Below are 25,381 nucleotides of genomic sequence, written 5' to 3' on the forward strand. Positions count from 1 at the left end.
GCTACTTCTTGAGGTCTTCCGCCATCTTCAGATGCATCTGCAGATGGGGCAGCGTCTTGGCGGCGAAGGCCTTCAACTCGGCATTGTCGCCGCTCTTCGAATAGCGTTCGAACAGCGACACCGCGTCCTTGTGGGCCGCGATCTGCATGTCGTCATACTCCTTGGCGAAGCTGGCGCCCGTCAGTCCCTTCAGCTTGTCGATCTTGGACTGATGCGCAGCATCCATCGCGGCGGGAAGATTGGCCTTCACCTTGCCACCGGTCACGAGACCTTTCAGTTCTGCCGAGGTCCCGGTGTGGTCCTTGATCATCTTCTCCGCGAAGGCCTTCGTCTTTCCGTCGGTCTTGGTCAGCGCGAGCTTGCTGGACTCGATCTCGGCCATGTCGCTGATCGCCGCCTGGGTCACGAAGTCCTGGGTCGAGGGCGCGACACCCAAGGTGGCGTTCACGCCGGTCCGCTCCGGAACGGAGGGTGTCTGCGCCGCCGTCATCGTCGCCGCGCCCGTCATCAGAAGGGCGGCCGTCAGACTGCCTAGAACGAGTCTCTTCATGTGCATCTCCGTCTGTTGAGGTACGGGGCGAACGAGACGCCGCGATCCCGGTTGCCCTGCGGACTCGTTTCCTCGCCGCCATACCGAGACGAAAGCGGCCGTGGGGATGGCAGTGTGCGGGAGCATCCAAACGCCCAGCCACCCGTTGCCCGGCATGGCCGGACCTCGCGAATTCTCATTCATCTCCTCACCGAAGCGGCAGAGATCGAGCACAATCTGCTCTGTTCCTATCTCTATGCCGCCTTCAGCCTGAAGGCGCGCGACTGCGACAGTCTCACCATCGACGAAGGTGTCGTGGTCGGTGGTTGGCGCAAGTCGATCGTCGGCGTCGCGGCGGGCTCGTCCCCTCCACGCCCGACTGCGAGACGATCGGCGAGTTCTACGACGAGATGCGCAGCGCATTGGCGGCGCTCGGGAAGGCGTCCGGTGAAGATGCCTTCGTCGCCTCGTCGCAGGTACGCCAGCTCTCTCCGGACGACATTCAGATCTCCCGCCTGCGCGCCATCCGGCACATGGATGACGCGCTACGGGCCTTGGAGGCGATCGTCGAGCAGGGCGAAGGGTCGTCATGCGAGAAGGAGGATTGCCACTACAGGCGCTTTCTCGGCATCTCCCGCGAATGGGACGATGCGCTGGAGGCCAATCCTGGCTTCGTGCCGTATCACGCCGCCGCGGTGAATCCGGTCATGCGCCAGCCGGCGAAAGGGCTGGATCGGGTGTGGGTGACCGAACCGGCCGCCGCGGCGCTGCTCGATTTCGGCAATGCCCTTTACGGGCTCACGCTGACGCTCCTCTTGCACACGTATGCGGAAGGTCTGGCCAATCGCCGGCAGCTCATCGATGGAGCGATGCGGCTGATGCATGCGCTTTCGGCGACCGGCTCTGCCTTGGCATCCATGCCCGCCGCCGCAGGGGCCGACGTCAATGCCGGGCTGACGTTCGCGGTACCGCGCAATCTCCACTCATTGCCGCCCGACCGTGCCGATCGCTTTCTCCACGAGAGGCTCGAAGGGCTTTGCTTGGCAGCGGCCGAACTTGCCCCGCCACAGACTGCCTCGATCGTTCGTGAGGTCGCCGACCTCTTCGGCCCGCGGGAGGATGTCGGCGGCGGACATCCGTCTTCGACCCGCTAGTGGGCTGCGGTCTTCTCGCGCCGGCGAAGCGACCAGTTGCTCTGGATCCGGATTTCGGGATTGGGAACGGTCCAGCACGCGCCGCCCTCGTCGAGGAATACCACCCAGAGAAGATGGGATTCCGGCCCATAGTCGATAAGGAAATGGGCGAGGCCCGGACCCTTGGGGGTCTCGAGCGGGAGCGGGGGGTCCAATTGGGTAATCATGGTCTCCGAACGGCTGTGGGCGGCTTCGGGTTGCCGCAGGATATTGCGGCAACACCGAGTTCGCTCAGTCAGTCGAAGCCGAACTGCACGGCCTTGGTCGATGCCTCGTCCATCGCCTGCACGACCCTCTGGAACGAACGCTCCGCCGCCGTGCTGCGCTGCGGGGTCCGGGTGGGTTGGAGGACGAACAGAAGCATCGACCTCGCGGTGACGTCGTAGACCTGGCGGAAGTCGCGCAGGGCCAACGGTTCGCCCTCGGGATCGCTGGTATCGATCAGCCTCACCCATCGGCTGCCGCCGACCGCCTCGGGCAAGGCAAACGGCACCGTGTCGGTGTGAGAGTTCATCACGATCAGCAGCGTCGAGTCAGAACCGACGCGGCGGATGCCGGTTTCCTGGGCGCGGCCGTCGAGCAGCACGCCCAGGCAGCGCGCATTGCCGTCGTTCCAGTTGTCGTCGGTCATCTCCTCGCCCGCCGGGGTCAGCCAGCTCACGTCCTTGACGCCCAGCTCCTCGTCGAAGGCGCCGGTGAGGAAACGGCCGCGCCGCAGCATCGGCAGGGCATGACGGATCATGATCAGCTTGCGCACGAACTCGGCGAGGTCGCGCTCGGCCGGGCCGATGCCTTGCCAGTCGACCCACGAGATCTCGTTGTCCTGGCAGTAGCTGTTGTTGTTGCCCTTCTGGCTGCGGCCGAACTCGTCGCCGCCCAGCAGCATCGGCGTGCCACGCGACAGGATGAGGGTCGCCAGCATGTTGCGCATCTGACGCAGGCGGGTCTCGAGGATGTCGCGGTCGTCGGTCGGGCCCTCGGCACCGTAATTGTTCGACAGATTGTGCGAGTGACCATCCTTGTTGTCCTCGCCGTTGGCCTCGTTGTGCTTGTCGTTGTAGGCGACGAGATCGCCGAGCGTGAAGCCGTCATGTGCGGTGATGAAGTTGATCGAGGCCCAGGGCTTGCGGCCACGCTTGGCGAAGAGGTCGGCCGAGGCCGTCAGCCGCGCCGCGAGCGGGGGAAGCTTGCCCTCGTCGCCGCGCCAATAGCCGCGCACCGTGTCGCGGAAGGCATCGTTCCATTCGGCCCAGCCCGGCGAGAAGCGGCCGACCTGATAGCCGCCGGGTCCCATGTCCCACGGTTCGGCGATCAGCTTGACCTCCGACAGGACGGGATCCTGACGGCAGGCGTCGAGGAAGCGCCCCTCTTCCTCGAAGCCGTGCGGCTCGCGGCCGAGGATGGTCGCCAGATCGAAGCGGAAACCGTCGATCCTCATATCGGTCGCCCAGTAGCGCAGGCTGTCCATCACGAGCTGCAGCACCCGCGAATTGCTGAGGTTGACGGTGTTACCGGTGCCGGTGTCGTTGATGTAGTAGCGCCGGTCCGGCGCCAGCCTGTAATACGACGCGTTGTCGATGCCCTTGAAGCTGAGCGTCGGCCCGAGCTGATTGCCTTCGGCGGTATGGTTGTAGACCACGTCGAGGATGACCTCGAGGCCCGCGGCGTGGAGGTGCGCCACCATCTCCTTGAACTCGGCAAAGGCGAAATCCGGATTGGAGGCGTAGCGGCGCGCCGGCGCGAAGAAGCCGATCGTGTTGTAGCCCCAGTAGTTCTTGAGGCCTTTCTCCAGCAGGTTGCTGTCGTCGACGAAGGTGTGGACCGGCAGCAACTCGACGGCGCTGACGCCGAGCGAGGAGAGATAGTTGGTGATCTCGGCCGAGGCGAGGCCGGCATAGGTGCCGCGCAGCGGTTCCGGAACGGCCGGGTGCAGCTGGGTGAAACCGCGGACATGCGCCTCGTAGACGATCGTGTTTTCCCAAGAGGTTCGGCGGCGCGGCGCCCGGCCCCAGCTGAAGGCCGGGTCGATGACGCAGCTGCGGTAGGTGAAGGGCGCCGAATCGCGATCGTCGAAGGTGAGATCGTCGCCGCTCTCCATCTTGTAGCCGAACAGGGCCGGGTTCCAGGTCAGCTTGCCGATCACCTGCTTGGCATAGGGATCAAGCAGCAGCTTGTTCGGATTGAAGCGATGGCCGGCCGTCGGCTCGTAGGGGCCGTGGACGCGATAGCCGTAGACGGTACCGGGCCGGGCATCGGGCAGATAGCCGTGCCAGACCTCGTCGGTGTATTCCGGCAACACGATCCGGTCGATCTCCCGCTCGCCGCTTGCATCGAACAGGCAGAGTTCGACCTTGGTCGCATTGGCGGAGAAGAGGGCGAAGTTGACGCCCAGCCCGTCCCAGGTGGCGCCCAACGGATAGGGGAGACCCTCGCTCAGTCGAACGGGACTCATGCTTCGGTATCCAGGGCCACCGGGTAGGCGGCGTGCGGCACGAAAACGGCAGTGATTGGAGCGGAAATGGTCGTGTCTCCCCTTGTCGACTTCATTCAACGGCCGGGGATCCCGTTCGTTGCGGGCGAGACAATGCGCGCGGTTGCGACAGCCGTTCCCGGCCTGTAGAGCGCACCCTCTCTTGCAGGAGCCGAGACGAATGGCCGACAGCGACGACGACTATGTGTACGACGAGGCCAGCGGCGAATGGATACCCGCGGCCGAGGCCGCCGCGAAGAAGGCCGCAGCCGAAGCCGCGGCGGGGGCGGTCGAAGTGCGCGATTCGGTCGGCAACCTGCTGGCCGACGGCGACAGTGTCATCCTGATCAAGGATCTGAAGGTCAAGGGTTCCAACCAGACCCTGCAGCGCGGCACGGTGATCAGGAGTATCCGCCTGACCGGCGACGCCCAGGAGATCGATTGCCGCCACGACACCATCAAGGGCCTGGTCCTGCGCGCCGAGTTCGTGCGCAAGCGCTGAGAAGAGCCGGGCAGGGGGATCGACCATCCTCCGCTCCGGATGCTATACGGCGCCCCACGTCCCCGTAGCTCAGCCGGATAGAGCAGCGGTTTCCTAAACCGGAGGTCGGAGGTTCGAATCCTCTCGGGGACGCCATCTCCCGCTATGGCGCGAGCCGCAACCCGTCAGGTCGGGAAGATCAGCCACCCTGCCGCGATCAGCATACTGACCAGCGACACCGGCACGCCGGCGCGGAGCACTCCGCCAGGGAGACCGGCGCGCCGCGCTTGGCCGCCTGCTCCACGGCATCGGTCTGCTCGGCGTCGCCGCCCTGGTTGTAGGGCACGAGGAGCAGGACCGCGGGATTTTTGCCCACGATGTCGCTCACGAGACCCCCATGCGTGGGTGCTTACGTTCGACAGAAGTGAGCGTAGGCCTCCAGCGGCGGATTAGCGCCAGAAGAGCGCGAGCAGGATGATGATGGGAATCGGAACACCGACCAGCCACAGTAGAATTGAACGGCCCATTGTGATCTCCTTTTCGTCGAGGCAAATCGGAACGGTTGGCCTGTCTTGAAGGTTGCGCTACGCCGTGCAACTTGGTTTGTGCCGATGCGTTCATGCGAGGCTCACCAGGAGTAGCGTTCCTTGGCTCTTCTCGATGATCGAAAGATCCTCATCGTTGAAAATGACCCGACAATCGGGCTGGATCTCAGGGCGACCCTGATGGCCGCGGGGGCGACGCCGGTCGGTCCCGCGAACAGCGTCGACGGCGCCTTCGCCCTGATCGCCGATCACGCGATCGATGCGGCGATTCTCGACATCCGTCTCTACCAGGACGAGCTGGTGTTTCCGGTCGCAGACACCCTTCAGGCGTTGCGCGTGCCCTATGTCTTCGCGAGCGGCCGGTCGACCGCCCTGATGCCGCTCCGGCACGGCGACAGGCCCTTTTTCGACAAGCCCTTCCGTGCCGAGGAGATCGTCAAGGCCCTGTCCGAGATGCTGTCCCGCGAAAGCGCGGCCTAGATCTCACAGGGTCGCGCTCTCGGGCGCTCCGGAGAGGGCTGGCGAGGCTGCCTCGAAGACACGTCCGATCCCGATTTGGCGGAGCGCCCCGGGCCTTCGCTCGACGAGCAGGGCATCGAACGCGTGCTTCTCGGCAAGCGCCCTGGCTTGCTTTGGCCCCAGGACCATGAGTGCGGTCGCCCAGGCGTCGGCCTCCATACAGTTTGGCGCAACGACGGATACCGCTGCGATCGCGTTGTCGATCGGACCGCCGCGCGATCGGTCCATCGTGTGGGACAGGCGTGTCCCTCCCGCCTCGATCCAATGCCGGTAGTCGCCTGAGGTGGCGACGGCCGCATCCCGCAACTCGATCGTACCCAGCGCACTGCGAAGCTCGTAGTCGGGCTTCTCCACCGCGATTCGCCACGGCGTTCCGTCCGGCTTCGCGCCGCTTGCGGCGAGTTCGCCATCCAGTCCGACCAGCGCATCGCAGAGGCCGAACGACTTCACGATGCGCATCATTTCGTCGACGGCAAACCCCTTGGCGATACCGGAAAGGTCGAGGTCGAATTCCCAATGCTTGCGGGCCCGTGCGTTCGGCGTATCCAGCTCGAGCACCGTATGGGTCGCCGGCCGTTGTTCTTGAAGGACCGCCCGGATCGCTTCCGTGTCGGGGACCGATCCGGCAGCTCCGAAGCCCCAGGCATTGACCAGGCAGCCGAGGCCGATGTCGAACGCGCCTCCCGACAGGCGCCCGATCTCCAGCCCTCTGGCCAGGACCTGCAGGAGTTCCCGAGGCAACGACACCCAGGTGCCGGGAGAGGCGGCATTGAAGCGCATCAGGTCGCTGTCCGGTTTCCAGGTGGACATCTGGTTGTCGACGCGGTCGACGGCCCGCGCCAGGGCGATGTCGAGTGCGGGGATGTCGGCCTCGGGCGGGGCATAGAGGAGCGCGGACCACCGCGTTTCCATGGTGGCGCCGCTCAGGGCGTGGCGACAGAGATTAGTAGACATCTTCGAGGTATCTCCCTTCTTCCTTGAGAAGGCCGGGTGTCAGGCCGGTCGGAACGAGCAGGTCGGTCAGGGCTTCCTTCACGCCTGCCGCCATCCCGCGTCCGCCGCAGACCAGGACCTGGGCGCCTGCGCCGATGAGCGTGCGCAAACGATCGGCATCCGCACGGAGGCGATCCTGCACGTAGCCGCCGTCTTTCACGCGCGAGAAGACAGTCGACAGGCTGGTCAGTCGCTCGTCGCCCAGCCATTCCCGGATCTCTGGCCGATAGAGGAAATCCGACTCCGGATCGCGCCCGCCGAAATAGAGGTGCATCGGCCGTCGTCCACGATTGGCGCGGATGAAGCCCGCCAGGGGGCCGATACCGGTGCCCGCGCCGATCAGGATCACGGGCTTGCGCCCCCGCGCCGGACGGAACGATGGATTGGCCTTCACGAAGGCTTCGACGCGGTCGCCCGGTCGCAGGCCGTGGAGCAGGCCCGAGCAGAGGCCGCCCGGGTGTTTGCGCACGCAGATCTCGACGAAGCCATCCCGGGTCGAGCTGGCCAGGGAGTAATAGCGCGGCAGGGCATCGCCCGGCGGTACGATGGCCAGCAGGTCGCCGGCAGAGAAGGGCGGCCAGCCACGGCCGGTGAGACGCGAGAGCAGGCTGCTCTCCGGCACGGCGAAGCGCAGCACGCAGGTGGGGGCCTGTACCTCCGTGCCATAGTCGATGCGGTCGATGAGTGTCAGCGTCTGGGTGCGCGGCCGCTCGAGCACGTGCGCCAGCACCAGATCCTCGCCCATGACGGCCGACAGCGCCTTGCCCCAGCGCGCGAATTCCTGCGGAGACTGCCGATCGATCGTCTCCAGCGGGAGCAACGACGTCCAGCCCCTGCGCGTGAGTTCAGCGTCCACATCGCGCGCAAACCGGCAGAACTGCGGGAACTGGCGATCGCCGAAGCCCAGGACGGCGAAGGGGAAGGGCGGGGGTGCCCCGATCTCGTCGAGGCGTTCGAGGAATGCGCCGGCGCTCGCCGGAGCCGTGCCGTCGCCATGGGTCGCCGTCAGCAGGAACATTCGCTTCGCCACCGGATAGGATCGCGCGATGCCGTCCATGGCGGCGGTGTGGACCTTGTGGCCGTTTTCCGTCAGGGCCGCATGCAGCGTCCGCGCGAAGCTCCAAGTGCTGCCTCCTTCGCTTCCGACCAGGATCACCGTATCGGCAGTCTTGCCGGGAACATTGGCGGCGATCGGCGCGCGGGCCCGGCGCCGCCTCCACCACAAGGCGGTTCCGGTCACGGCAAGGGCCGGAACGCTGAGGGCACACAGCCCGAGCAGCACGCCGACCCACCACAATCCTCGGCCGGTATGCATCCTGTAGATAAACTCGTGGATCTGCCGGCCGACCGTATGATCCTGCCAGGCGAACACGTTTCCGTTCGCCGGGTCGATGTAGCCCTCGCCGACAGAGGTCGTCAGACGGAAGACGTCGTTCGGATCGCCGGGGTTGGGAAATGTGAGCTCACGAAGCTCGCTGAGATCGATGCCGCGCAACGCATCGTTCCGAGCCAGCGGCAAAGCGTGCCCACCCTGCGCCATCGTCGGCAAGGCCGGCGCTGGCGACCGGCTGTCCGGGATCAATCCGAATGTCGTGAGCGACAGGAAGAGCGCCGTGAGCGTCGACAAGGTGAGCCCAAGTGCCGCCAGCCGGCCCAGATCGACATGCAGCCGCTCCAAGGCGCCCCCGCGCGAGCGATCGAGCAGGCGAGCCCATCCGCCCATTCGCCGGGCCGTCATCTGCAGGCCGGACAGAGTCAAGACGAGCAAGGCGAGCGCAGCCGCGCCGGCGGCCATGCGACCGTCGTCGCCCAGAAAGAACGACCGGTGAAGATTGGTCATCCAGCGCTCGAATGCCGAGGGCGCGTAGGGCGAGAGCGGTTCGCCGCTGGAAGGATCCACGATGTTCGCAGCCGGTCCGTCGGACCCGGAGGAGAACGCAATGACCTTGCCCGAAGGCAGCTTCTTGATCTGCTCCAGGCCGGGAAGCGAGCCGGCAATCCGCCCGGCCAGCTCGGCGACGCTGATGCCGTCCGCAGGAAGCGAGACGGCTCCGGCACGGTCCAGGACCGGCATCACGGACAGCACCGAGCCGCTGATGACGAGCGCCATCAGCGGAAGGGCGGCGCAGAGGGCAAGAACCTTGTGAATCCGGCGCAGCATCACATGCCTCCCAAACAGCGCGTGCCTACATGTCGTAGGTGAAGGTCTGGACGTAGCTTCGGCCCGCCACGGGGCGGCCCGCCCCCGATGCCGTGAGCGGAACGACCACGTCGGATGGGCTGTCACGCATGTCTTCGGCGGCAACGTCGATGTGAAGCTTGTAGCCTGCGTCGAACAGCGCATCGGCCAGGTCCACGGTGACCTTGAGCGTGCGGCCGGCGCCGACGCTCGCGCCGGTGATGCCGTTGATCCCGGCGAGGTTGCCGCGGGATGCGCGCTCCCAGCCGCTCAGGTGGCTGTAGTACTTCGACTTCGGGCCGGCGACCCACAGCGTGCCCTTGTAGGCTCCCGAAGAGTCGGTCACGTAGAGCGCGACATAGGCACCGTTGCCGCCGTAGTTCTTGAGCGTGGTGGTCAGTGTGACGGGGCGCGCCATCGCCAGGCCCGGGACGGTCAGGGCGGTCGTTATGGCAAGGCCGGCAAGAAGCGTCTTGATTCGCATCGTCTCATCTCCAGCGGATCGTGTTGGGCAGGCCCACACTGGACGCAGAGGCTGACGCAGTGCTGAAGGGAGAAGGAACTTTGCTTTAGGTCGCCGTCAGGTTGGAGATCGCGGAACGATCGAGTTCACACCAAGCGTCCGCTACTGAATCTCCGCCTTGGGAGGTGTCGTTCCCTTGAGCAGGTCGTTGGCTGGGGAAGCCGGTTGGCCCGGGAGGGGTTGTTCCGGAACGACGCCGCGTCGGCCGGCGTCGCCATCGCCACGTGCGTTCTTGTGCTTCATGCGGACGATCGCCAGCGACCCGGGGTCGACCTTCACTGAAATCTCGCGGCCGTCTGCATCGATCCCCCGGATCTGATAGCAGCCGTCATCGACCTTGATCCTGCGCACCGTCCAGCCCTGTGCCTTCGCCATTTGCTCGACGGCTTCGCGCGGCTGCCACTGGGCCATGGGGACCTTGCAGTCATCCTCTCTGGCCTGCGCAGCCGGAGATACCAGCGCGCTCGCAAGAATGGCCGCGACCCATACCGTCCCTTTCACGTTGCGTACTCCCGCCGCTGGTCTCGATGCCCTGTCTTGAGCCGGCTTCCTGACGGCAACCTGAAGGCGTGACCCGATTTGCTTCAGGTCAATGTCAGCTCGCTGCCTATAGTCCATGCGAGGTCCGGTACGTGGGGCTGAGCAACCGACCGGATTGGGATCATGCGGGTTCTGTTGATCGAGGATGATGCAATTCTTGGGGCGGCCGTGCGCGATCAGATCGTCGCCGAGGGCCATCCGGTGGATTGGGTCATGCGGCTGGATGCAGCGCGGGACCATATCGGAAGCGCCGCCTATGATCTTGTTCTGCTCGACCTGATGCTGCCCGATGGCCGTGGCCTCGGCCTGCTTCGGGAACTCCGCGCCAGGGGAGACGTCACGCCGGTCGTCATCCTGACGGCGATGGACCAGCTTTCAGACCGTATAGAGGGTCTCAATGCCGGGGCTGACGACTACCTGGTCAAGCCCTTCGATCTCGCCGAACTGTCGGCCCGGCTGAACGCCGTCGCGCGGCGCTACGCCGGAAACCCCAATCCCCTGGTCCGCATCGGGGACCTCGATATCGATCTTGCCGCGCGCTCGATCCTTCGGGCCGGACGGGCGGTCGACCTGACGGCTCGGGAATGGGCGCTGTTCGAGGCCTTCGTGCAACGTCCCGGGCAGATCCTGTCCAAGGCACAGCTGGAGGAGAGGCTGTATTCGTTTGGGACGGAGGTGGAGAGCAATACGACCGAGGTGCACATCAGTCGCCTGCGGAAGAAGCTCGGACACGGCATCATCGAGACCGTGCGCGGCGTCGGCTACCGGCTGGGGCGTCCCGCATGAAGGCGCCGCGCAGCCTGCAGTGGCGGATATCGCTGTGGCTGGGGCTTGGCGTCGCGCTGGTCTGGGGTATTGCCACCTTGGCGACAGCGCAAAGACTTGGCCATGAGATGGACAAGGTCTTCGACAGTGCGCTCGAAGAGACGGCCCAGCGTCTCCTCCCGCTCGCCGTGCTCGACATCCTGAGCCGCGAACAGGGCGACGCCTCCCAGCGTATCGTCACGCTCCGGGAGCACGACGAGTACTTCACCTACGTTGTCCGTGATGATCGGGGGGGCACGCTGCTGCGCTCGCATCGTGCCGATGATTCCGTGTTTCCGCCCTTTTCCAGGATGGGATTCGTCGATACGCCCACCCATAGGATCTACTTCGACGCCGCCTTGCAGGGCACGATCACCATCGCCGTGGCCGAACCGCTTGCGCATCGGCGCGAGGTCGCGAATGAGGCCCTCCGGGGCCTTGCCTGGCCGCTTGCCCTGCTGGTGCCCGCCAGCCTTCTCCTCGTCTGGGCGATCGTGCGCCTGTCGATGGGGCCGATCCGGAACCTGCGAACCGCGATCGAGACGCGGGGTAGTGGTGATCTCACTCCCGTGCCCGTCGCGGGTTTGCCCTCCGAGATCGCACCCATCGCGGACGCCGTGAACCATCTCCTTGTGGGATTGGACCGCGCTTTGAAGGCAGAGCGCAGTTTCACCGCCAATTCCGCGCATGAGCTGCGCACACCGGTGGCTGCGGCGCTGGCGCAGACGCAAAGGCTGATCGCCGAGATGAAGGACGCGGCCTCCCGGGAGCGGGCGCAACAGATCGAGCGGGCGTTGCAGCGGCTTTCGCGACTGTCCGAGAAGCTGATGCAACTGGCGCGGGCGGAGGGCGGTCGCCTGCGTGGTGGGGAGACGGCCGACATCGCCGGCGTCGCGAAGATGGTCGTCGACGAGATGGTGCGGAAGCCCGGCATGACCGAGCGGATCGTCCTCGATGTTCCCAAGACACCCGTCGCTGCCGGAATCGATACCGACGCTTTCGCGATCGTCCTGAGAAACCTCATCGAGAACGGACTGAAGCACGGACCGCCCGGCTCGCCGGTTCGGATCGTTCTGTCGAAGGACGGCGTACTGACCGTTTCCAACGACGGGCCGCCCGTTCCGCCTGACCTGCTGTCGCGCCTGCTGCAACCTTTCGAGCGGGGCCGCACCGCTGCGGAGGGCTCCGGCCTCGGCCTCGCCATCGTCAACGCCATCGCCGCAGGAACGGGGGCAAAGCTCGTTCTGACGTCGCCTTTGACGGGAAAGGAATATGGCTTCGAGGCGCAATTCACTGCCCCGCCCGCCGCCGGGGAGGGGCGTCGGGACGCGAGCCGCCCCTAAATGGGCTGCGGCATGCAGGGCGCGAGATGGAACTTGCCCCCGTTGCAACGCGGCGTCGCGATGCGCGTTGGGCGCTCTGTCCAACCCATCTGACAGGAGCCGACGATGCCCACCCCGAAGGAAATCGAAGAAAAGTTCTGGTCGGCCCTCAAGTCCGACATGACCATGATGCTCGGCCTCGATGGCGTCGAGGACGGCCATGCCCGCCCGATGACCGCCCAGCTCGACGGCGAGCGCGGTCCGATCTGGTTCTTCACCAGTCGCGACAATGCGATCGTCGAGAAGCTTAGCGCCGGCGCGGGCAATCGCGCGATCGCGACCTTCACCTCGAAGGGCCATGACCTGTTCGCGACGGTGCACGGCGGGCTCTCGATCGACAACGACCCGGCGGTGATCGATCGCCTGTGGAACCGCTACGTCGCGGCCTGGTTCGAGGGCGGCAAGACCGATCCCAAGCTGGCGCTCCTGCGTCTCGATGCCGAGCGCGCCGAGATCTGGCTCGATGCGTCGAGCATCGTGGCCGGCATCAAGATGCTGCTCGGGGCCGATCCCAAGGAGGATTACAAGGACAAGGTCGCCACGGTCAGCTTGCGGGGCTGAGTCCGGGAAATGGATCGCCGCGTCGAAGAATCGATTGGCGCACAGTTGCGCTCCTGCGCCGGCAATCGCCGGCGCATAACGCGGCGCCTGCGCGAACTCGATGACGAGTGGGACCTCGAGAGCGTGCTTGAAAGCAAAGCGTCGATCGTGACCGCCCTCGGCGTGATCGCCGGCGCGGTGGTCAATCGCCGAGCGCCATCCGTGCCGGTCTCCTGGGCTGCATCGGTGGTCCGGCTTGCCGCCAACGGCCTGTTGCCGGTCGAGCCTCTGCTGCGGCGGCTTGGCCTCAGGTCATCTCGCGAGATCGAGATCGAACGCATGGCGCTGACGATCATGCTGGGCGATCTCGACAGGGGCCCCGCTTCGCTGGCGGGCCGCCGCATTCCCGACAACGGGATCAGGGTCGTCCGCCACTGAGGCGGATCGACCGCTGTTTGGATCAGTCGCCGGCGGCCGCCACGCCTTCGGCCGGCGGCGGTGTCGTCTTGCCCTTCTTGGCCTTGCCCCGCTCCTCGAAGCGCTGAAGCACGGTGAAGAACGACGGCACGAACAGCACGGCGAGGCAGGTCGACGCGATCATGCCGCTGAACACGCAGAGGCCGAGCGAGATACGCGAGTTGGCCCCTGCGCCCGTGGCCGTCACCAGCGGCACCACACCCAGGATGAACGCGAACGAGGTCATCAGGATCGGCCGGAAGCGGGTGCGGGCCGCATCGATCGCCGATTCGACGATGTCCTTGCCCTCGGCCCGGCGCTCGCGCGCCACCTCGACGATGAGGATGGCGTTCTTGGCGCCCAGCGCGATCAGCAGCATCAGGCCGATCTGGGTATAGATGTTGTTCGCGAGCCCGACCGCATTGAGCGCGATCGCGGGACCGCTCAGCGCCAGCGGCACGGCCAGGATCACGCCCAGCGGCGCGATCCAGCTCTCGTACTGGCCGGCGAGGCAGAGATAGACGAGCAGGATGGCGAGCGCGAACACGTACAGCAGCTGGTTGCCGACGATGTTCTCCTGGTACGCCATGCCGGTCCATTCGTAGCCGGTGCCCGGCGGCAGGATCGCCTTGGCGATCTGGTCCATCAGGTCGATACCCTCGCCCGAGCTGAAGCCGGCGGCCGGCGAGCCGACGATCGCGGCAGACGGATAGAGATTGTAGAGGCTGATCAGCGGCGGGCCGAGAGCGGGCTTCAGCTCGGCGATGGCGCCGATCGGCACCATCTGCCCGTCGAGGTTCTTGACTTGCAGCTTCAGGATGTCCTCGGGCCGCGTGCGGTACTGCGAGTCGGCCTGGATATAGACCTGCAGGCTGAGGCCGAACTTGTTGAAGCGGTTCACGAAGGACGAGCCCATGTAGCTCGACAGGGTGGTGAAGACGTCGCCCACCGGCACGCGGAGAGATTCGGCCTTCACGCGATCGACCTCGATGCGGACGTGCGGCGCGCCGGCGCGGAACGAGGTGACGAGGTTGGTGAGCGCCGACTGGGTGCTGGCGTTGCGGATCACGGTGTCGGTGATGGCCTGCAGCTTGGCATAGTCGAAGCTGCCGTCCTTCTGCTCGATCTGCATCTGGAAGCCGCCGGCATTGCCGATGCCCTGGATGGCGGGCGGCACGATGACGAAGGCGCGACCGTCCTGCAGGACCTTCAGCTTCTCCATCAGGCCGAGCACGATCGAGCGCAGGTCCTGGTCCTTGGCTTTCAGGCGCGTGTCCCAGTCCTTGAGGATCACGTACGATACCGCGGCGTTCGCCAACGAGGAGTTGCTGTCGAGCACCGACATGCCGCCCAGGGCGACCACGTTCTCGACCCCCGGCGCCGCCATGGCGATCTCGGCGGCCTGACGCAGCGTGACGCCCGTACGCTCGAGCGAGGCACCGTCCGGCAGCTGCACGCCGATGATGAGATAGCCCTGGTCCTCGTTGGGAATGAAGGCCGTCGGCAGCCGCGCGACGCCCCATCCGCCGATGCCGGCCGCGACCAGCGCCAGCAACACCATGAATCCGGCGCGGTGGACCATGAAGCCGACCAAGCCGGCATAGGCGTCTTCGAGCTTGCCGTAGACCTTGTTGAAGCCGCGGAAGAAGACGTTGCGCTTCTCCGGCGGCGTGGCGGGCCGCAGCCACATGGCGCACTGGGTGGGCTTCAGGGTGGCGGCGTTGACGGCGCTGATCAGGGCGGTGGCGGCGATGACCAGGGCGAACTGGGCGAACATCTGGCCGGTCAGGCCGGGCAGGAAGGCGGCCGGCAGGAACACCGACATCAGCACCAGGGTGATGCCGATCACGGGGCCGAACAGCTCGTCCATCGCCTTGATCGACGCGTCGTGGGGCGTCATGCCCCGTTCGATGTGATGGGCGACGCCCTCGACGATCACGATGGCGTCGTCGACCACGATGCCGATCGCCAGCACGATGCCGAACATGGTCGTGGTGTTGATCGTGAAGCCCAGCGCGGCCATGGCGGCGAAGGCGCCGATGATCGTCACCGGGATCGTGGTCGCCGGCACCAGCATCGCGCGCCAGTCCTGCAGGAAGATCACGATCACGATCAGAACCAGGATGCCGGCCTCGATCAGGGTCATGAAGACTTCGTGGATGGATGCCTTCACGAAGAGCGTCGTGTCGAACGGCACCTCGTAGGCGAGGCCGGGCGGGAACGACTTCGACAGTTCGGCCATCTTGGCCTTCACGCGATTGGCGACATCGAGCGCATTGGCGTCGGGCAGCTGGTAGATCGCGAGGCCCGAATTGGGCTTGCCGTTGATGTGCGAGGTCTGGGAGTAGGTCTGGGCGCCCAGCTCGACCCGGGCGATGTCGCGCACCCGCACGATCCTGCCGCCATTGCCCTGCTCGGCCTTGACGATGATGTTGCCGAATTCCTCCGGCGAGCTGAGGCGGCCGACGACGTCGATCGTGTACTGGAAATCCAGGCCCTTGGGCGCCGGCGGCTGGCCGACCTGGCCGGCCGTCACGTCCTGGCTCTGCTGCTGGATGACCTTGCTCACGTCCGACGGGGTGAGGCCGAACGTGTAGAGCTTCTGCGGGTCGAGCCAGACGCGCATCGAGTACTGGCCGACGCCCAGCACGTTGACGTTGCCGACACCGGGCAGGCGCGCGAGCTCGTTGACCAGATTGATGGTGGCGTAGTTGCTGAGATAGAGGCTGTCGTAGCGCTGGTCGGGCGAGGTCAGCGAGACGATCTGCAGGATCGAGGTCGATTTCTTCTGGACGACGAGGCCCTGCGCCTGCACCGGCATGGGCAGCGAGGCCAGCGCCGCGCTGACCTGGTTCTGCACCAGCACCTGCGCGAAATTGAGGTCGGTGCCGATCTCGAACGTCACCGTCAGCGTGTAGGTGCCGGAGTCCGTGCTGTAGGACTGCATGTAGATCATCTTCTCGACGCCGTTGACCTGCAGCTCGACGGGCAGGGCGACATCGTTGACGACCACGGCAGCACTGGCGCCCGGATAGGTCGTGGTGACCTGGATCGTGGGCGGCACGACGTTGGGATATTGCGCGATCGGCAGGGTGGCCAGCGCCACGCCGCCGATCAGCACGATGACGATGGCCAGGACGTTGGCCAGGACCGGCCGGTTGATGAAGAACGCGGAAATCATGGCTGCGTTTCCCGGCCGGTCACTTGGGCGCTGCGGCGGGAGCGGCAGGGGGCGCGGCGGGAGTGCCGTCGGTCGCGGTCTGGATCGTCGTCACCTTGGGAACGACCTTGGCGCCGGGAATGGCGGCACCGTTGGTGTTGAGCACGACCTGGTCTTCCGGCTTGAGGCCCGTCGAGACCACGCGCAGGCCGCTGGCGAGAAGCTGTCCGGTGGTGATCCTGGTCTGGACCACGACATTGTCCTTGTTGACCGTCAGCACGTACTTGCCGGCCTGGTCCTCCGCGATCACCCGGTTGGGCACCAGCAGCGAGGCCGTTGCCTCCAGCCCTTGAGGTACCTTCACGCGCACGAAGAAGCCGGGAATGAGGGTGCGCGTCGGATTCTCGAAGAGTCCGCGGACCAGGATCGTCCCGGTCGTCGCGTCGAGTTCGGGCGACACGTAGTTGAGGAAACCCTTGTGGGGAAATCCCTCCTCGTTCATCAGGCCGATTTCCAGCGGAACCTTGCTGAGTTCCTCAGGGTCGAGTCGGCGATCCTTCAGGTTCTGACGGATTTGCAGCACGTTCTGTTCGCTCATGGTGAACGTGACGTAGATCGGGTCCAGCTGCACGATCGTAGCGAGCTTGGTGGCGGTCGAGGCGCCGACCAGCTCGCCGACCGAGATCAGATGCTTGCTGACGATACCGTCGAACGGCGCGAGGACCGTCGTGTAGCCCAGGTTGGTCTGGGCGATCGTGAGGTTGCCTTCGGCATTCTCGACATTGGCCCGCGCATTGTCGCGCTTGGCCTTGGCCTGATCGAAGGTGTTCTGCGCCGACACGTTCTGGCGCAGCAAGGTCTCCTGGCGGGTGAACTCGGCTTCGGCCTGGACCAGCGAGGCCTTGGCGCCGTCGAGCTGGGCCTCGGCCTCCTTGACCTTGGCCTTGTACATCGTCTGCTCGATGCCGAAGAGCTTGTCGCCCTTCTTCTTTACGGAGCCGTCGACATAGTCCTGCGAGACCAGGAAGCCCTCGACGCGGGCGACGAGGTCGACGGTCGCGAAGGCCACCGTGTTGCCGGTCAGCACCTCGAAGGGCGCGACCTCCTGCTTCACCGGAATGCCGACGCTGACCTCGGCCGGGGGCGGCGGCTGGAACTTGTTTTCCTGCTTGCAGCCGGCGACCAGCCCGGTCAGCGCGATCGCCGCCAGCAAGGGCACAATCGTCCGAATTTGTCTTGAGACTGCAAAAACTACGGCTTCATCGCTACGATTAGACATAATTCCGACGATGCTCCCCGCGACGCAGGGCCCAGCGTTAGCGCATCCCCTGCAGGATTGCCACAGTCAGGGCCCTCACAGGCGATTGAACAGCAGCGACAGATTGTTTGCCGGCATTTCGACGATGTCGGGGGCGGAAAAGCCCTGCGCGCCGGCCAGTTCGATGACGGCTTCGAGGTCCCGTACGCCCCATGCGGGATTGCGCCGTTTCAGGTCTGCGTCGAAGGCCTCGTTGCTGGGCGCCGTGTGCCGGCCGCCTTGCCGGTAGGGCCCATAGAGGAAGAACAGTCCGCCCGGAGGCACCAGGCGGCCGGCGCCGGATATGAGCCCGACCGCAGCCTCCCACGGCGCGATATGGATCATGTTGCAGCAGAGCACGGCATCTGCCCGCTCGACCGGCCAGGCCGCCCGGGTGACGTCGATCTCCAGCGCGGGGCGGACATTGTCCAGGCCGAGCGTCCGCACCCAGTCGTCGATGCTGGCGCGGGCCCCTTCATCCGGGTCGCTGGGCTGGAAGGTGAGTTCGGGCCGGGCGGCGGCATAGTGGACGACATGCTCGCCGGTCCCGCTGGCGATCTCCAGCACGAGACCCTTTTCGGGAAGGCGCGGCTGCAGCACGTCGAGGATCGGTTGCCGGTTGCGGGCCGCCGCCGGTGCCTGTTTTTTCATCGTGCCTCCTGAATGGCCTGCCAGATCCGCGCGGGTGTCGCGGGTCCGGCGAAGCCTTTCACGCCGAGCGGCGCCAGCGCGTCAAGGATGGCGTTGGCGATGGCGGGGAAGGCCGCGATGGCCCCGGCCTCGCCGCACCCCTTCACCCCGAGCGGATTGGTCGTGCAGCGCGTGGCATTGAAGCCGAGATCGAACGAGGGAAGATCGTCGGCGCGGGGCAAGGCGTAGTCCATGAAGGAGGCTGCCACCATCTGGCCCGAGACGGAGTCATAGGCGGCGAGCTCCAGCAGCGCCTGGCCCGCGCCCTGTGCCATGGCGCCGTGCGCCTGGCCGGTCGCGATCATCGGATTGACCAGCACGCCGTAGTCGTCGACCGCCGTATAGCGCTTCAGGTCGACTTTGCCGGTCTCGCGGTCGATCTCGACCTCGACGACGTGCGCCCCGTTGGGAAAGGTCATGTGCTCGCGTTTCCAGGCGTGGAACGTGTCGAGAGGCAGGCCTTTGTCGCGGCCGAGCGCCGCCACCTCGAGCAGGCCGATCGCGCGATCGGTGCCGGAAACGACGAAGCGTCCTTCCTCGAAACGGATATCCGCTTCCGACGCTTCCAGCGCATCGGCCGCCAACACCGTGCCCTTGGCGATGATTTCGTCCGAGGCCCGCCACAGCGCCGTGCCGCCCATATAGGTCGCGCGCGAGCTGCCATGGCCGCCGCCGAACGGGATCGCGTCGGTATCGCCCTGCACGAGCCGGATGCGCGCGTTGGGCACGCCCAGCCGTGTGCTGAGGATCTGCGGGAAGGTCGTCTCGTGGCCCTGGCCGATATGCTGCGTGCCGGTGATCAGCGAGATCGTGCCGTCGGCTTCGAAGCGCACGTCGACATTCTCGTCGGGCGGCCCGCCGGTGGCCTTGATGTGATAGGCGAAGCCCAGCCCGCGCAGCCGGCCGCGTTGCTCGCTGTCGCGCCGCCGCGCCTCGAAGCCCGCGCGATCGGCACGTGCGAGGGCCCGGTCGAGCGAGTCGGCGAAACGGCCGCTGTCGACCTCGAAACCGAAAGCATTGGTCATCGGCATCGCCTCGGGCGGCACCATGTTCCATTGCCTGAGCTCGGCGCGATCGAAGCCGGTCCGTTCCGCCGCCGCATCGATCAGCCGTTCGACGATGTTGATCGCCTCGGCGAAGCCCGGTCCGCGCGTCACGCCGATCGGTGCGGTGTTGCTGACGACGGCGACGACATGCAGCGCGATCGAGGGGATGCGATACACCGAGCCCTGCAGGTGGATGTACTGGAAGGTCTGCACGCCGCCGCCGGCGCCGGCCATGTAGGCGCCGAGATTGGCGAGGCTCGCAATCTTCAAGGCGAGGAACCTGCCCTTGGAATCGAGCGCCAGCGACGCCCTGGCCTGCATGTCGCGGGCCGCATGGTCCGACAGGAATACCTCGCTGCGGCTCGCGATCCATTTGACCGGCCGGCCGAGCTTGCGCGCGGCCCACAGGACGAGCGCGTGCTCGACATAGGCGAAGTTCTTGGCGCCGAAGCCGCCGCCCACATCATGCGCCATGAACCGCACGTCCTTCGGCTCGACGCCGAGCGAGCGGGCCACGTGGTTGCGGTTGATGTGGATGTTCTGGCTGGAGACGTGGAGCGTGTAGCGGCCGGTCGCGGGATCGAACGTGCCGACGCCGCCGCGCGGCTCCATCGGGTTCATCACGATGCGATGATTGTCGAGGTCGAGCGACACGACATGCGCCGCCGTCGCAAAGGCGGCTTCGGCCCCCGCCGTATCGCCCGTGTGCCAGTCGAGGCATGTATTGTCCGGAATCTCGGCGGACAGTTGCGGCGCGCCTGGTGTGCGGGCGGCCTCGGCCGAGGTCACGGAAGGCAGCGTCTCATAGCCCACGACCACCAGCTCCGCGGCATCGAGTGCCTGCGCGTGCGTCTCCGCCACGATCATTGCCACCGGCTCGCCGGCAAAGCGCACCTTGTCGCTGGCCAACAACGGCTGCGGCGCGAAGGCGAAGGGCTCGCCGGTCTGGATATTCGCCTCGGCATAGGGGCGCAGCGGCTTCAGCCCGTCCGCCCTGGCCTCCGCGGCGGTGAAAACGGCGAGGACGCCGGGCGCGGCCCTTGCGGTCGCGGTATCGATCGCGCGAATCAGGGCGTGGGCGTGTGGCGCGCGCAGCACCACGGCCTGCGCCACGCCCTCGAACGTCAGATCGTCGAGATAGGCGCCCTGGCCGGTGACGAAGCGCGCATCCTCGCGCCGCCGCGGAGAGTCTCCCATCCGTTCGATCGTCATGTGCGCAGCGTCTCCGCGTTCTGGGCCTGGCGCTTCTCGTCCCACCAGTCACGCATCTGCAGGCCCCAGTAGGCAAGCTGCGTCGCCACCCGGCCCGCGGCTCCCCCCGCCCAGCCGGTGCCAAAGGGTGCAAACAGCTGGCAGCGCGAGGGATCGCCCAGGATGCCGACGGCGACCGCATCCGCTCCCGCGGCCGTCTGGGCGAGACCGTGGCCGCCGAAGGCCGAGCAGATCCAGAGCCCGGGCTCGACCTCGCCCACCTGGGGCATCTTGTGCGGCGCGTAGCCCATGATGCCCGGCCAGGCGTGGGCGATCTCGATATGGCCGAGCTGCGGATAGACCGAGAGGATGTCGCGGCGCATCATGTCGCGAAGGCGCTTGGGTTCCTTCGTGTCGGTCGTGATGCGGCCGCCCCACAGGAGCCTGTCGCGATCGACGATGCGGTAATAGTCGCCGGCGCGGCGCGTGTCGGAGATCGCGCCGGTCCACTGGATCGCTTCGCCGAGCCGGGGCCCGAGCTTCTCGGTGACGGCGACATAGGTCGCGACCGGCAGCACCGCGCCGGCGAGCCGCCGATGGACCGGCCCGAGATCGGCGTTCCCGGCCAGCACCACGTGATGCACCGTCAGGCTGCCCTGCGGCGTGCGCACCCGCCAGCCGCCTCCCTCGCCGTCGCCCTCGCGGGCCAGCTCGATGGCATCGGTCCGCTCATAGACCTTGCCGCCGCGTCGTTCGATAGCGCCGGCGAGCGCCAGAGCGAAGTTCAGCGGATGGATGTGGAAGGAGGTCGGATCGTGGATCGCCTGATGGTAGCGCGCTGTCGCGAGCACGTCGCGTACGCGCGAGGTCTGCCACGGCTCGAAGGCGGCGCCAAGCTGCTCGGCCAGTTTGCGCGTGCGGTCGGCGAAGCCCGCGCCCTGGTCGGTGCGAGAGACGCTTAGCTTGCCGCTGCCCATCAGGATGTCGGGCCGTCCGAAGTCGGCGATCGCCTCACGGACGATGGCCACGCCCCGTCGCGACTGGGCATAGAGCTGGCGGGCGTGATCGAGCCCGAGCTGGTCGATCAGAGCGCCGGACCGCTGGGCGTAGCCCGGTCCCACGAAGCCGCCATTGCGGCCCGAGGCACCCCAGCCGATGCGCCGCCGCTCCAGCAGCGCGACCCGCTTGCCCTTCTGCGCCAGCAGCCGCGCCGTGTGCAGGCCCGCGAAGCCGCCGCCCACGATGGCGACGTCGGCCTCTTCCTCACGGGCCAGCGGCGCGCGCGCCTTGTCCGCGTCTCGCGTAGCGGCATACCAGCTGGTCGGATAGTCGAATTCGGTCATCGGCATTCTTCTCCGCGAGAAGAGGTGCCATGGGAAGGCTTGCGCGGCCACCTCCTCTCCCGCACTAATTTTGCCGGAGACTTTCTACCCACTTCCGCAATTCGGGAGGATGCATGTCGATCGATTTCGATGCGGTGATCATCGGCGCAGGCTTTGGCGGCATGTATATGCTGCACAGGCTTCGCCAGAAGGGCTTCACGGCGCGCGTGTTCGAGGCCGGCAAGGGCGTGGGCGGCACCTGGTACTGGAACCGCTATCCCGGCGCGCGCTGCGACGTCGAGAGCGTCCAGTATTCCTACCAGTTCGATCCCGCGCTGGAGCAGGAATGGGAATGGAGCGAGCGCTACGCCACCCAGCCCGAGATCCTGCGCTACGCCAACCACGTCGCCGACCGCTACGACCTGCGCCGTGACATCCGCTTCGAGACGCGCGTGAGCAAGGCCGTCTTCGACGAGGCCGCCAAGCTGTGGCGCGTCGAGACCGAGACGGTCGGCGGCGCCGCCGACAAGGTCACGGCCCGCTTCGTGATCACCGCGATGGGTTGCCTGTCCTCGCCCAACACGCCGAAGATTCCCGGCCTCGAGGACTTCAAGGGGCCGACCTATCACACCGGCAACTGGCCGCATGAAGGCGTCGACTTCACGGGCAAGACCGTCGGCGTGATCGGCACCGGTTCCTCGGCCATCCAGTCGATCCCGGTCATGGCCGAGCAGGCGAAGCACCTCACCGTCTTCCAGCGCACCGCCAACTACACCGTGCCGGCGCACAACAAGCCGCTCGACCCCGACTATGTGCGCGAGGTGAAGGCGAACTATCCCGAAATGCGCAGGCGGGCCAAGACCAAGCCGGCCGGGATCGATTTCACGATCAATCCCGCTTCGGCCGCCGAGACGCCGGAGGAGGAGCGCAATCGCCAGTTCCAGGCCCGCTGGGACTATGGCGGGCTGGGCTTCATGGCCTCCTTCTCGGACCTGCTGCTGAACGACGAGTCCAACAAGGTTGCGGCCGATTTCGTGCGCGCCAAGATCGGCGAGGTCGTGAAGGATCCGAAGACCGCGGCGGCGCTGGTGCCGAAGAACATCATCGGCTGCAAGCGGCTGTGCGTCGACACCGGCTACTGGGCGACCTTCAACCGGCCGAACGTGACCCTGGTCGACATCAGCGACGAGCCGATCGAGCGCATCACGCCGACCGGACTGCGCGCCAAGGGTGAGGATTTCGCCTTCGATTGCCTGGTCCTCGCCACCGGCTTCGATGCCATGACCGGTGCGCTGCTCAAGGTCGACATTCGCGGCCGCCGCGGCGTCTCGCTGAAGGAGCGGTGGAACGAAGGACCGAAGACCTATCTCGGCCTCACGGTCGTGGGCTTTCCCAACCTGTTCATGATCACCGGCCCGGGCAGCCCCTCGGTGCTGACCAACATGCTTCCCTCGATCGAGCAGCATGTCGATTTCATCGCCGACTGCCTCGAAGCATTGCGCGCCAAGGGCAAGACGGTGATCGAGCCGGTGCCGGAAGCGCAGGAGGAATGGGTCGGCCATGTCGGCGACGTTTCCAACATCACCCTGCGCTCGACCTGCAGCTCCTGGTACGTCGGCGCCAACATCCCGGGCAAGCCGCGCGTCTTCATGCCCTATATTGGCGGCCTGCCGGCCTACATCCAGGCCTGCGAGAAAGTCGTGGCCAACGGCTACGAAGGCTTCGCGCTGGCGTAAGGCACATCGTCCTGTGCCACTTTGGAAGTTTGGCCATAGATCATTGACGGCAGCCATCGTATCGCCCTAAGTGTTAACGTGATGGTTAACTAATGACGGTGTGAGCCGATGCGAAAAATACTGACAATCGTCGGTGCCGTCGTCCTGGCGACCATTGCGGCGATCCTGATCTACGCGGCGACCCGGCCCGATTCGTTTCGCGTCGAGCGCTCGACGGCGATGAATGCGCCGGCCGAGAAGATCTTCCCCTACATCGATGGGCTGAAGCGCTGGACCGAGTGGTCGCCCTATGAGGGCCGCGATCCTGCGATGAAGCGAGCCTATAGCGGCGCCGACAGCGGCAAGGGGGCCGTCTACGAATGGGACGGCAACGACAATGTCGGCAAGGGCCGCATGGAGATCGTCGATTCGACGCCGCCGCACAGGGTGGTGATCAAGCTCGACTTCCTGAAGCCCTTCGAAGGTCACAACATGGCTGAGCTGATCGTGGAACCGAAGGGCGGCCAGACGATTGTCACCTGGGCGATGTACGGTCCCAGCACCTTCATGACCAAGCTGGTCGGCACCTTCCTGGACATGGACGACATGATCGGCCGGGATTTCGCGGCAGGGTTGGCGAAGCTGAAGACCGTCGTCGAGAAGTGAAGTCACACTTATCGAGGAGGATCATATGAACCGCATGCTGCGCACGCTTGCCGTCGTTCTGGCGATGGGCTCGACGGCCGCGGTGGCCCAGGCGCCAGCGCCGGGAACCCTGCCGCCGGGAGTCTTCGCGGCGGAGCGCGACATCGCGCTGGCAACGGCCGGCACCTACACGCTCGACGAGCAGCACACGGCCGTCATCGTCCGCGTCTCCCATATCGGCTATTCTCAGAGCGTGTTCCGCTTCGATCGCGCCAAGGGCTCGCTCACCTGGGATCCCGCGGCAATCGAGAAATCGAAGCTCTCGGCCTCGGTCGAGACGGCCTCCATCACGACCAATGTGAAGGGCTTCGCCGAGGAGCTGGCGGGCGACAATTTCCTGAAGTCGAAGGCCTTTCCCGAAGCCACCTTCGTCTCGACGTCGTTCAAGCCGGTCGACAAGACGCGCGGCAAGGTCGAGGGGCAGTTCACGCTGATGGGCAAGACCCGGCCCGTCACCTTCGATGTCGAGCTGGGCGGTGCAGGCAAGGGATTCGAGGGCAGGCCGCGCATCGGCGTTCATGCCGTCGCGACGATCAATCCGCAGGATTACGGGCTGCCGCCGTTGTTCACCGATCCCATCCAGATCCAGATCGATACCGAGTTCGAGCGGAACCCTTAGCCAAGGAGGATGAAATGGCGGTCCAGCCCTATCTGTTTTTCAACGGCCGCTGCGAGGAGGCGCTCGCCTTCTATCAGGAGAGGCTTGGTGCCACGGTCGAGATGATGATGCGCTTCAAGGAGAATCCCGACGCCGGCGCCATGGAACACATGAAGGTAAATCCCGAGGCGGTGATGCATGCCAGCCTGCGGATCGGCGACGCGATGATCCTGTGCTCGGACGGCATGGCCGGTGACGGCAAGACGAATTTCCAGGGATTCTCTCTGGCCCTCGATGTCGCGACCGAAGCGGAGGCCGACAGGGCTTTCGAGGCACTGGCAAAGGACGGTCAGATCCAGATGCCGATCGGCAAGACGTTCTTCTCGCCGCGCTTCGGCTGCGTCGCCGACAAGTTCGGCGTCTCGTGGATGGTGATGGTGCCGCAGGAGATGTGAGGCCTAGGCCTCGCAATGGAGCGCGCCACTCCAGTGGCGCTCAAGCTT

24 protein-coding genes and 1 tRNA gene are annotated in these 25,381 nt (G+C 66.1%); 12 read left to right on the forward strand and 13 right to left on the reverse strand.

Translation table 11 applies throughout. The features are described 5' to 3' along the window. Position 1 precedes the first annotated feature (1 nt). Positions 2 to 550, reverse strand: a complete 549-nt coding sequence (locus tag ACO07I_RS18165) for a DUF4142 domain-containing protein (RefSeq protein WP_422009785.1) — start codon at positions 548 to 550, stop codon at positions 2 to 4. Between the two features lie 305 nt (positions 551 to 855). Here ACO07I_RS18165 and ACO07I_RS18170 point away from each other — a divergent pair, with 305 nt between their 5' ends. Then, positions 856 to 1,683, forward strand: coding sequence for a ferritin-like domain-containing protein (locus ACO07I_RS18170; RefSeq protein WP_422009786.1), 828 nt, complete (start codon positions 856 to 858; stop codon positions 1,681 to 1,683). Here ACO07I_RS18170 and ACO07I_RS18175 read toward each other — a convergent pair. Together ACO07I_RS18175 and glgX are read right to left on the reverse strand one after the other, a co-directional pair. Then, on the reverse strand, positions 1,680 to 1,877 hold the full coding sequence (locus ACO07I_RS18175; RefSeq protein ID WP_422009787.1) for a hypothetical protein: 198 nt from the start codon (positions 1,875 to 1,877) through the stop codon (positions 1,680 to 1,682). The genes ACO07I_RS18170 and ACO07I_RS18175 overlap by 4 nt on opposite strands. An 80-nt stretch (positions 1,878 to 1,957) precedes the next feature. Next, a complete protein-coding gene (glgX, locus tag ACO07I_RS18180; protein ID WP_422009788.1) occupies positions 1,958 to 4,174 on the reverse strand; it encodes a glycogen debranching protein GlgX in 2,217 nt (738 codons plus the stop codon). A gap of 199 nt (positions 4,175 to 4,373) precedes the next feature. Between glgX and ACO07I_RS18185 the strand changes: the two genes are divergently transcribed. Together ACO07I_RS18185 and ACO07I_RS18190 are read left to right on the forward strand one after the other, a co-directional pair. After that, entirely contained in the window at positions 4,374 to 4,694 is a 321-nt protein-coding gene (locus ACO07I_RS18185; protein WP_422009789.1) for an alkylphosphonate utilization protein, read from the forward strand. A gap of 58 nt (positions 4,695 to 4,752) precedes the next feature. Next, positions 4,753 to 4,829: transfer RNA gene (locus ACO07I_RS18190), tRNA-Arg, on the forward strand. A gap of 61 nt (positions 4,830 to 4,890) precedes the next feature. Here the strand turns inward: ACO07I_RS18190 and ACO07I_RS18195 are convergent. Next, positions 4,891 to 5,049 carry a hypothetical protein gene (locus ACO07I_RS18195; protein WP_422009790.1) on the reverse strand — a complete coding sequence of 53 codons (159 nt, stop codon included), beginning with the start codon at positions 5,047 to 5,049 and terminating at the stop codon, positions 4,891 to 4,893. Positions 5,050 to 5,320: 271 nt separating this feature from the next. On the opposite strand from ACO07I_RS18195, the gene ACO07I_RS18200 reads away from it, so the two are divergent. Beyond that, on the forward strand, positions 5,321 to 5,698 hold the full coding sequence (locus ACO07I_RS18200; RefSeq protein ID WP_422009791.1) for a response regulator: 378 nt from the start codon (positions 5,321 to 5,323) through the stop codon (positions 5,696 to 5,698). 3 nt (positions 5,699 to 5,701) lie between these two features. Here ACO07I_RS18200 and ACO07I_RS18205 read toward each other — a convergent pair whose 3' ends face one another. The 4 genes from ACO07I_RS18205 to ACO07I_RS18220 all read right to left on the reverse strand — a co-directional run bounded on the left by ACO07I_RS18205 (position 5,702) and on the right by ACO07I_RS18220 (position 10,212). Continuing rightward, a complete protein-coding gene (locus ACO07I_RS18205) occupies positions 5,702 to 6,649 on the reverse strand; it encodes an FAD:protein FMN transferase (protein ID WP_422009792.1) in 948 nt (315 codons plus the stop codon). A gap of 31 nt (positions 6,650 to 6,680) precedes the next feature. Further along, complete coding sequence (locus tag ACO07I_RS18210) at positions 6,681 to 8,891, reverse strand: PepSY domain-containing protein (RefSeq protein WP_422009793.1); 2,211 nt, start codon at positions 8,889 to 8,891, stop codon at positions 6,681 to 6,683. A 25-nt stretch (positions 8,892 to 8,916) separates the two neighbouring features. Next, the gene (locus ACO07I_RS18215; RefSeq protein ID WP_422018315.1) at positions 8,917 to 9,387 is read right to left on the reverse strand and encodes a DUF2271 domain-containing protein; all 471 of its coding nucleotides are present in this window, start codon (positions 9,385 to 9,387) and stop codon (positions 8,917 to 8,919) included. 147 nt (positions 9,388 to 9,534) lie between these two features. Next, the gene (locus tag ACO07I_RS18220; RefSeq protein ID WP_422009794.1) at positions 9,535 to 10,212 is read right to left on the reverse strand and encodes a PepSY domain-containing protein; all 678 of its coding nucleotides are present in this window, start codon (positions 10,210 to 10,212) and stop codon (positions 9,535 to 9,537) included. Between ACO07I_RS18220 and ACO07I_RS18225 the strand changes: the two genes are divergently transcribed. From ACO07I_RS18225 to ACO07I_RS18240, 4 genes are all read left to right on the forward strand, one after another. Next, a complete protein-coding gene (locus tag ACO07I_RS18225; protein ID WP_422009795.1) occupies positions 10,096 to 10,758 on the forward strand; it encodes a response regulator transcription factor in 663 nt (220 codons plus the stop codon). The two genes, ACO07I_RS18220 and ACO07I_RS18225, sit on opposite strands and share 117 nt — an antisense overlap. After that, positions 10,755 to 12,119 (forward strand): sensor histidine kinase, encoded by a 1,365-nt coding sequence (locus ACO07I_RS18230; RefSeq protein ID WP_422009796.1) that lies wholly within the window; start codon positions 10,755 to 10,757, stop codon positions 12,117 to 12,119. The genes ACO07I_RS18225 and ACO07I_RS18230 overlap by 4 nt, the downstream gene beginning before the upstream one ends. 105 nt (positions 12,120 to 12,224) lie before the next feature. Further along, a complete protein-coding gene (locus tag ACO07I_RS18235; RefSeq protein ID WP_422009797.1) occupies positions 12,225 to 12,719 on the forward strand; it encodes a pyridoxamine 5'-phosphate oxidase family protein in 495 nt (164 codons plus the stop codon). A gap of 9 nt (positions 12,720 to 12,728) precedes the next feature. Next, on the forward strand, positions 12,729 to 13,136 hold the full coding sequence (locus ACO07I_RS18240; RefSeq protein WP_422009798.1) for a hypothetical protein: 408 nt from the start codon (positions 12,729 to 12,731) through the stop codon (positions 13,134 to 13,136). Between the two features lie 22 nt (positions 13,137 to 13,158). On the opposite strand, the gene ACO07I_RS18245 is transcribed toward ACO07I_RS18240, so the two are convergent. From ACO07I_RS18245 to ACO07I_RS18265, 5 genes are all read right to left on the reverse strand, one after another. Continuing rightward, a complete protein-coding gene (locus ACO07I_RS18245) occupies positions 13,159 to 16,335 on the reverse strand; it encodes an efflux RND transporter permease subunit (protein WP_422009799.1) in 3,177 nt (1,058 codons plus the stop codon). A gap of 19 nt (positions 16,336 to 16,354) precedes the next feature. After that, positions 16,355 to 17,527 (reverse strand): efflux RND transporter periplasmic adaptor subunit, encoded by a 1,173-nt coding sequence (locus ACO07I_RS18250; protein ID WP_422009800.1) that lies wholly within the window; start codon positions 17,525 to 17,527, stop codon positions 16,355 to 16,357. Positions 17,528 to 17,668: 141 nt separating this feature from the next. Next, positions 17,669 to 18,262: a DUF938 domain-containing protein gene (locus ACO07I_RS18255; protein ID WP_422009801.1), complete on the reverse strand. Its 594-nt coding sequence runs from the start codon at positions 18,260 to 18,262 to the stop codon at positions 17,669 to 17,671. Beyond that, a complete protein-coding gene (locus tag ACO07I_RS18260) occupies positions 18,259 to 20,559 on the reverse strand; it encodes a xanthine dehydrogenase family protein molybdopterin-binding subunit (RefSeq protein ID WP_422009802.1) in 2,301 nt (766 codons plus the stop codon). The genes ACO07I_RS18255 and ACO07I_RS18260 overlap by 4 nt, the downstream gene beginning before the upstream one ends. After that, positions 20,556 to 21,881 (reverse strand): NAD(P)/FAD-dependent oxidoreductase, encoded by a 1,326-nt coding sequence (locus tag ACO07I_RS18265; RefSeq protein WP_422009803.1) that lies wholly within the window; start codon positions 21,879 to 21,881, stop codon positions 20,556 to 20,558. Before ACO07I_RS18265 ends, ACO07I_RS18260 begins: the two co-directional genes overlap by 4 nt. A 113-nt stretch (positions 21,882 to 21,994) precedes the next feature. Between ACO07I_RS18265 and ACO07I_RS18270 the strand changes: the two genes are divergently transcribed. The 4 genes from ACO07I_RS18270 (at position 21,995) to ACO07I_RS18285 (ending at position 25,333) form a co-directional block, all read left to right on the forward strand. Then, on the forward strand, positions 21,995 to 23,596 hold the full coding sequence (locus tag ACO07I_RS18270) for a flavin-containing monooxygenase (RefSeq protein ID WP_422009804.1): 1,602 nt from the start codon (positions 21,995 to 21,997) through the stop codon (positions 23,594 to 23,596). Positions 23,597 to 23,704: 108 nt separating this feature from the next. After that, positions 23,705 to 24,241 (forward strand): SRPBCC family protein, encoded by a 537-nt coding sequence (locus ACO07I_RS18275; RefSeq protein ID WP_422009805.1) that lies wholly within the window; start codon positions 23,705 to 23,707, stop codon positions 24,239 to 24,241. Positions 24,242 to 24,266: 25 nt separating this feature from the next. Continuing rightward, positions 24,267 to 24,899: a YceI family protein gene (locus tag ACO07I_RS18280; protein WP_422009806.1), complete on the forward strand. Its 633-nt coding sequence runs from the start codon at positions 24,267 to 24,269 to the stop codon at positions 24,897 to 24,899. Between the two features lie 14 nt (positions 24,900 to 24,913). Further along, entirely contained in the window at positions 24,914 to 25,333 is a 420-nt protein-coding gene (locus tag ACO07I_RS18285; RefSeq protein ID WP_422009807.1) for a VOC family protein, read from the forward strand. Positions 25,334 to 25,381: the final 48 nt, after the last annotated feature.

Origin of the sequence: Reyranella sp. (genome assembly GCF_965227665.1) — a bacterium.
GTDB lineage: Bacteria > Pseudomonadota > Alphaproteobacteria > Reyranellales > Reyranellaceae > Reyranella.

Coding starts and splice junctions, on each gene's coding strand:
- ACO07I_RS18165 (WP_422009785.1), bottom strand. CDS start 550: ATGAAGAGACTCGTTCTAGGCAGTCTGACGGCCGCCCTTCTGATGACG.
- glgX (WP_422009788.1), bottom strand. CDS start 4,174: ATGAGTCCCGTTCGACTGAGCGAGGGTCTCCCCTATCCGTTGGGCGCC.
- ACO07I_RS18185 (WP_422009789.1), top strand. CDS start 4,374: ATGGCCGACAGCGACGACGACTATGTGTACGACGAGGCCAGCGGCGAA.
- ACO07I_RS18205 (WP_422009792.1), bottom strand. CDS start 6,649: ATGGAAACGCGGTGGTCCGCGCTCCTCTATGCCCCGCCCGAGGCCGAC.
- ACO07I_RS18210 (WP_422009793.1), bottom strand. CDS start 8,891: ATGCTGCGCCGGATTCACAAGGTTCTTGCCCTCTGCGCCGCCCTTCCG.
- ACO07I_RS18225 (WP_422009795.1), top strand. CDS start 10,096: ATGCGGGTTCTGTTGATCGAGGATGATGCAATTCTTGGGGCGGCCGTG.
- ACO07I_RS18220 (WP_422009794.1), bottom strand. CDS start 10,212: ATGGTCCCGCGCTGCATCCAGCCGCATGACCCAATCCACCGGATGGCC.
- ACO07I_RS18230 (WP_422009796.1), top strand. CDS start 10,755: ATGAAGGCGCCGCGCAGCCTGCAGTGGCGGATATCGCTGTGGCTGGGG.
- ACO07I_RS18235 (WP_422009797.1), top strand. CDS start 12,225: ATGCCCACCCCGAAGGAAATCGAAGAAAAGTTCTGGTCGGCCCTCAAG.
- ACO07I_RS18240 (WP_422009798.1), top strand. CDS start 12,729: ATGGATCGCCGCGTCGAAGAATCGATTGGCGCACAGTTGCGCTCCTGC.
- ACO07I_RS18245 (WP_422009799.1), bottom strand. CDS start 16,335: ATGATTTCCGCGTTCTTCATCAACCGGCCGGTCCTGGCCAACGTCCTG.
- ACO07I_RS18255 (WP_422009801.1), bottom strand. CDS start 18,262: ATGAAAAAACAGGCACCGGCGGCGGCCCGCAACCGGCAACCGATCCTC.
- ACO07I_RS18260 (WP_422009802.1), bottom strand. CDS start 20,559: ATGACGATCGAACGGATGGGAGACTCTCCGCGGCGGCGCGAGGATGCG.
- ACO07I_RS18265 (WP_422009803.1), bottom strand. CDS start 21,881: ATGACCGAATTCGACTATCCGACCAGCTGGTATGCCGCTACGCGAGAC.
- ACO07I_RS18270 (WP_422009804.1), top strand. CDS start 21,995: ATGTCGATCGATTTCGATGCGGTGATCATCGGCGCAGGCTTTGGCGGC.
- ACO07I_RS18275 (WP_422009805.1), top strand. CDS start 23,705: ATGCGAAAAATACTGACAATCGTCGGTGCCGTCGTCCTGGCGACCATT.
- ACO07I_RS18280 (WP_422009806.1), top strand. CDS start 24,267: ATGAACCGCATGCTGCGCACGCTTGCCGTCGTTCTGGCGATGGGCTCG.
- ACO07I_RS18285 (WP_422009807.1), top strand. CDS start 24,914: ATGGCGGTCCAGCCCTATCTGTTTTTCAACGGCCGCTGCGAGGAGGCG.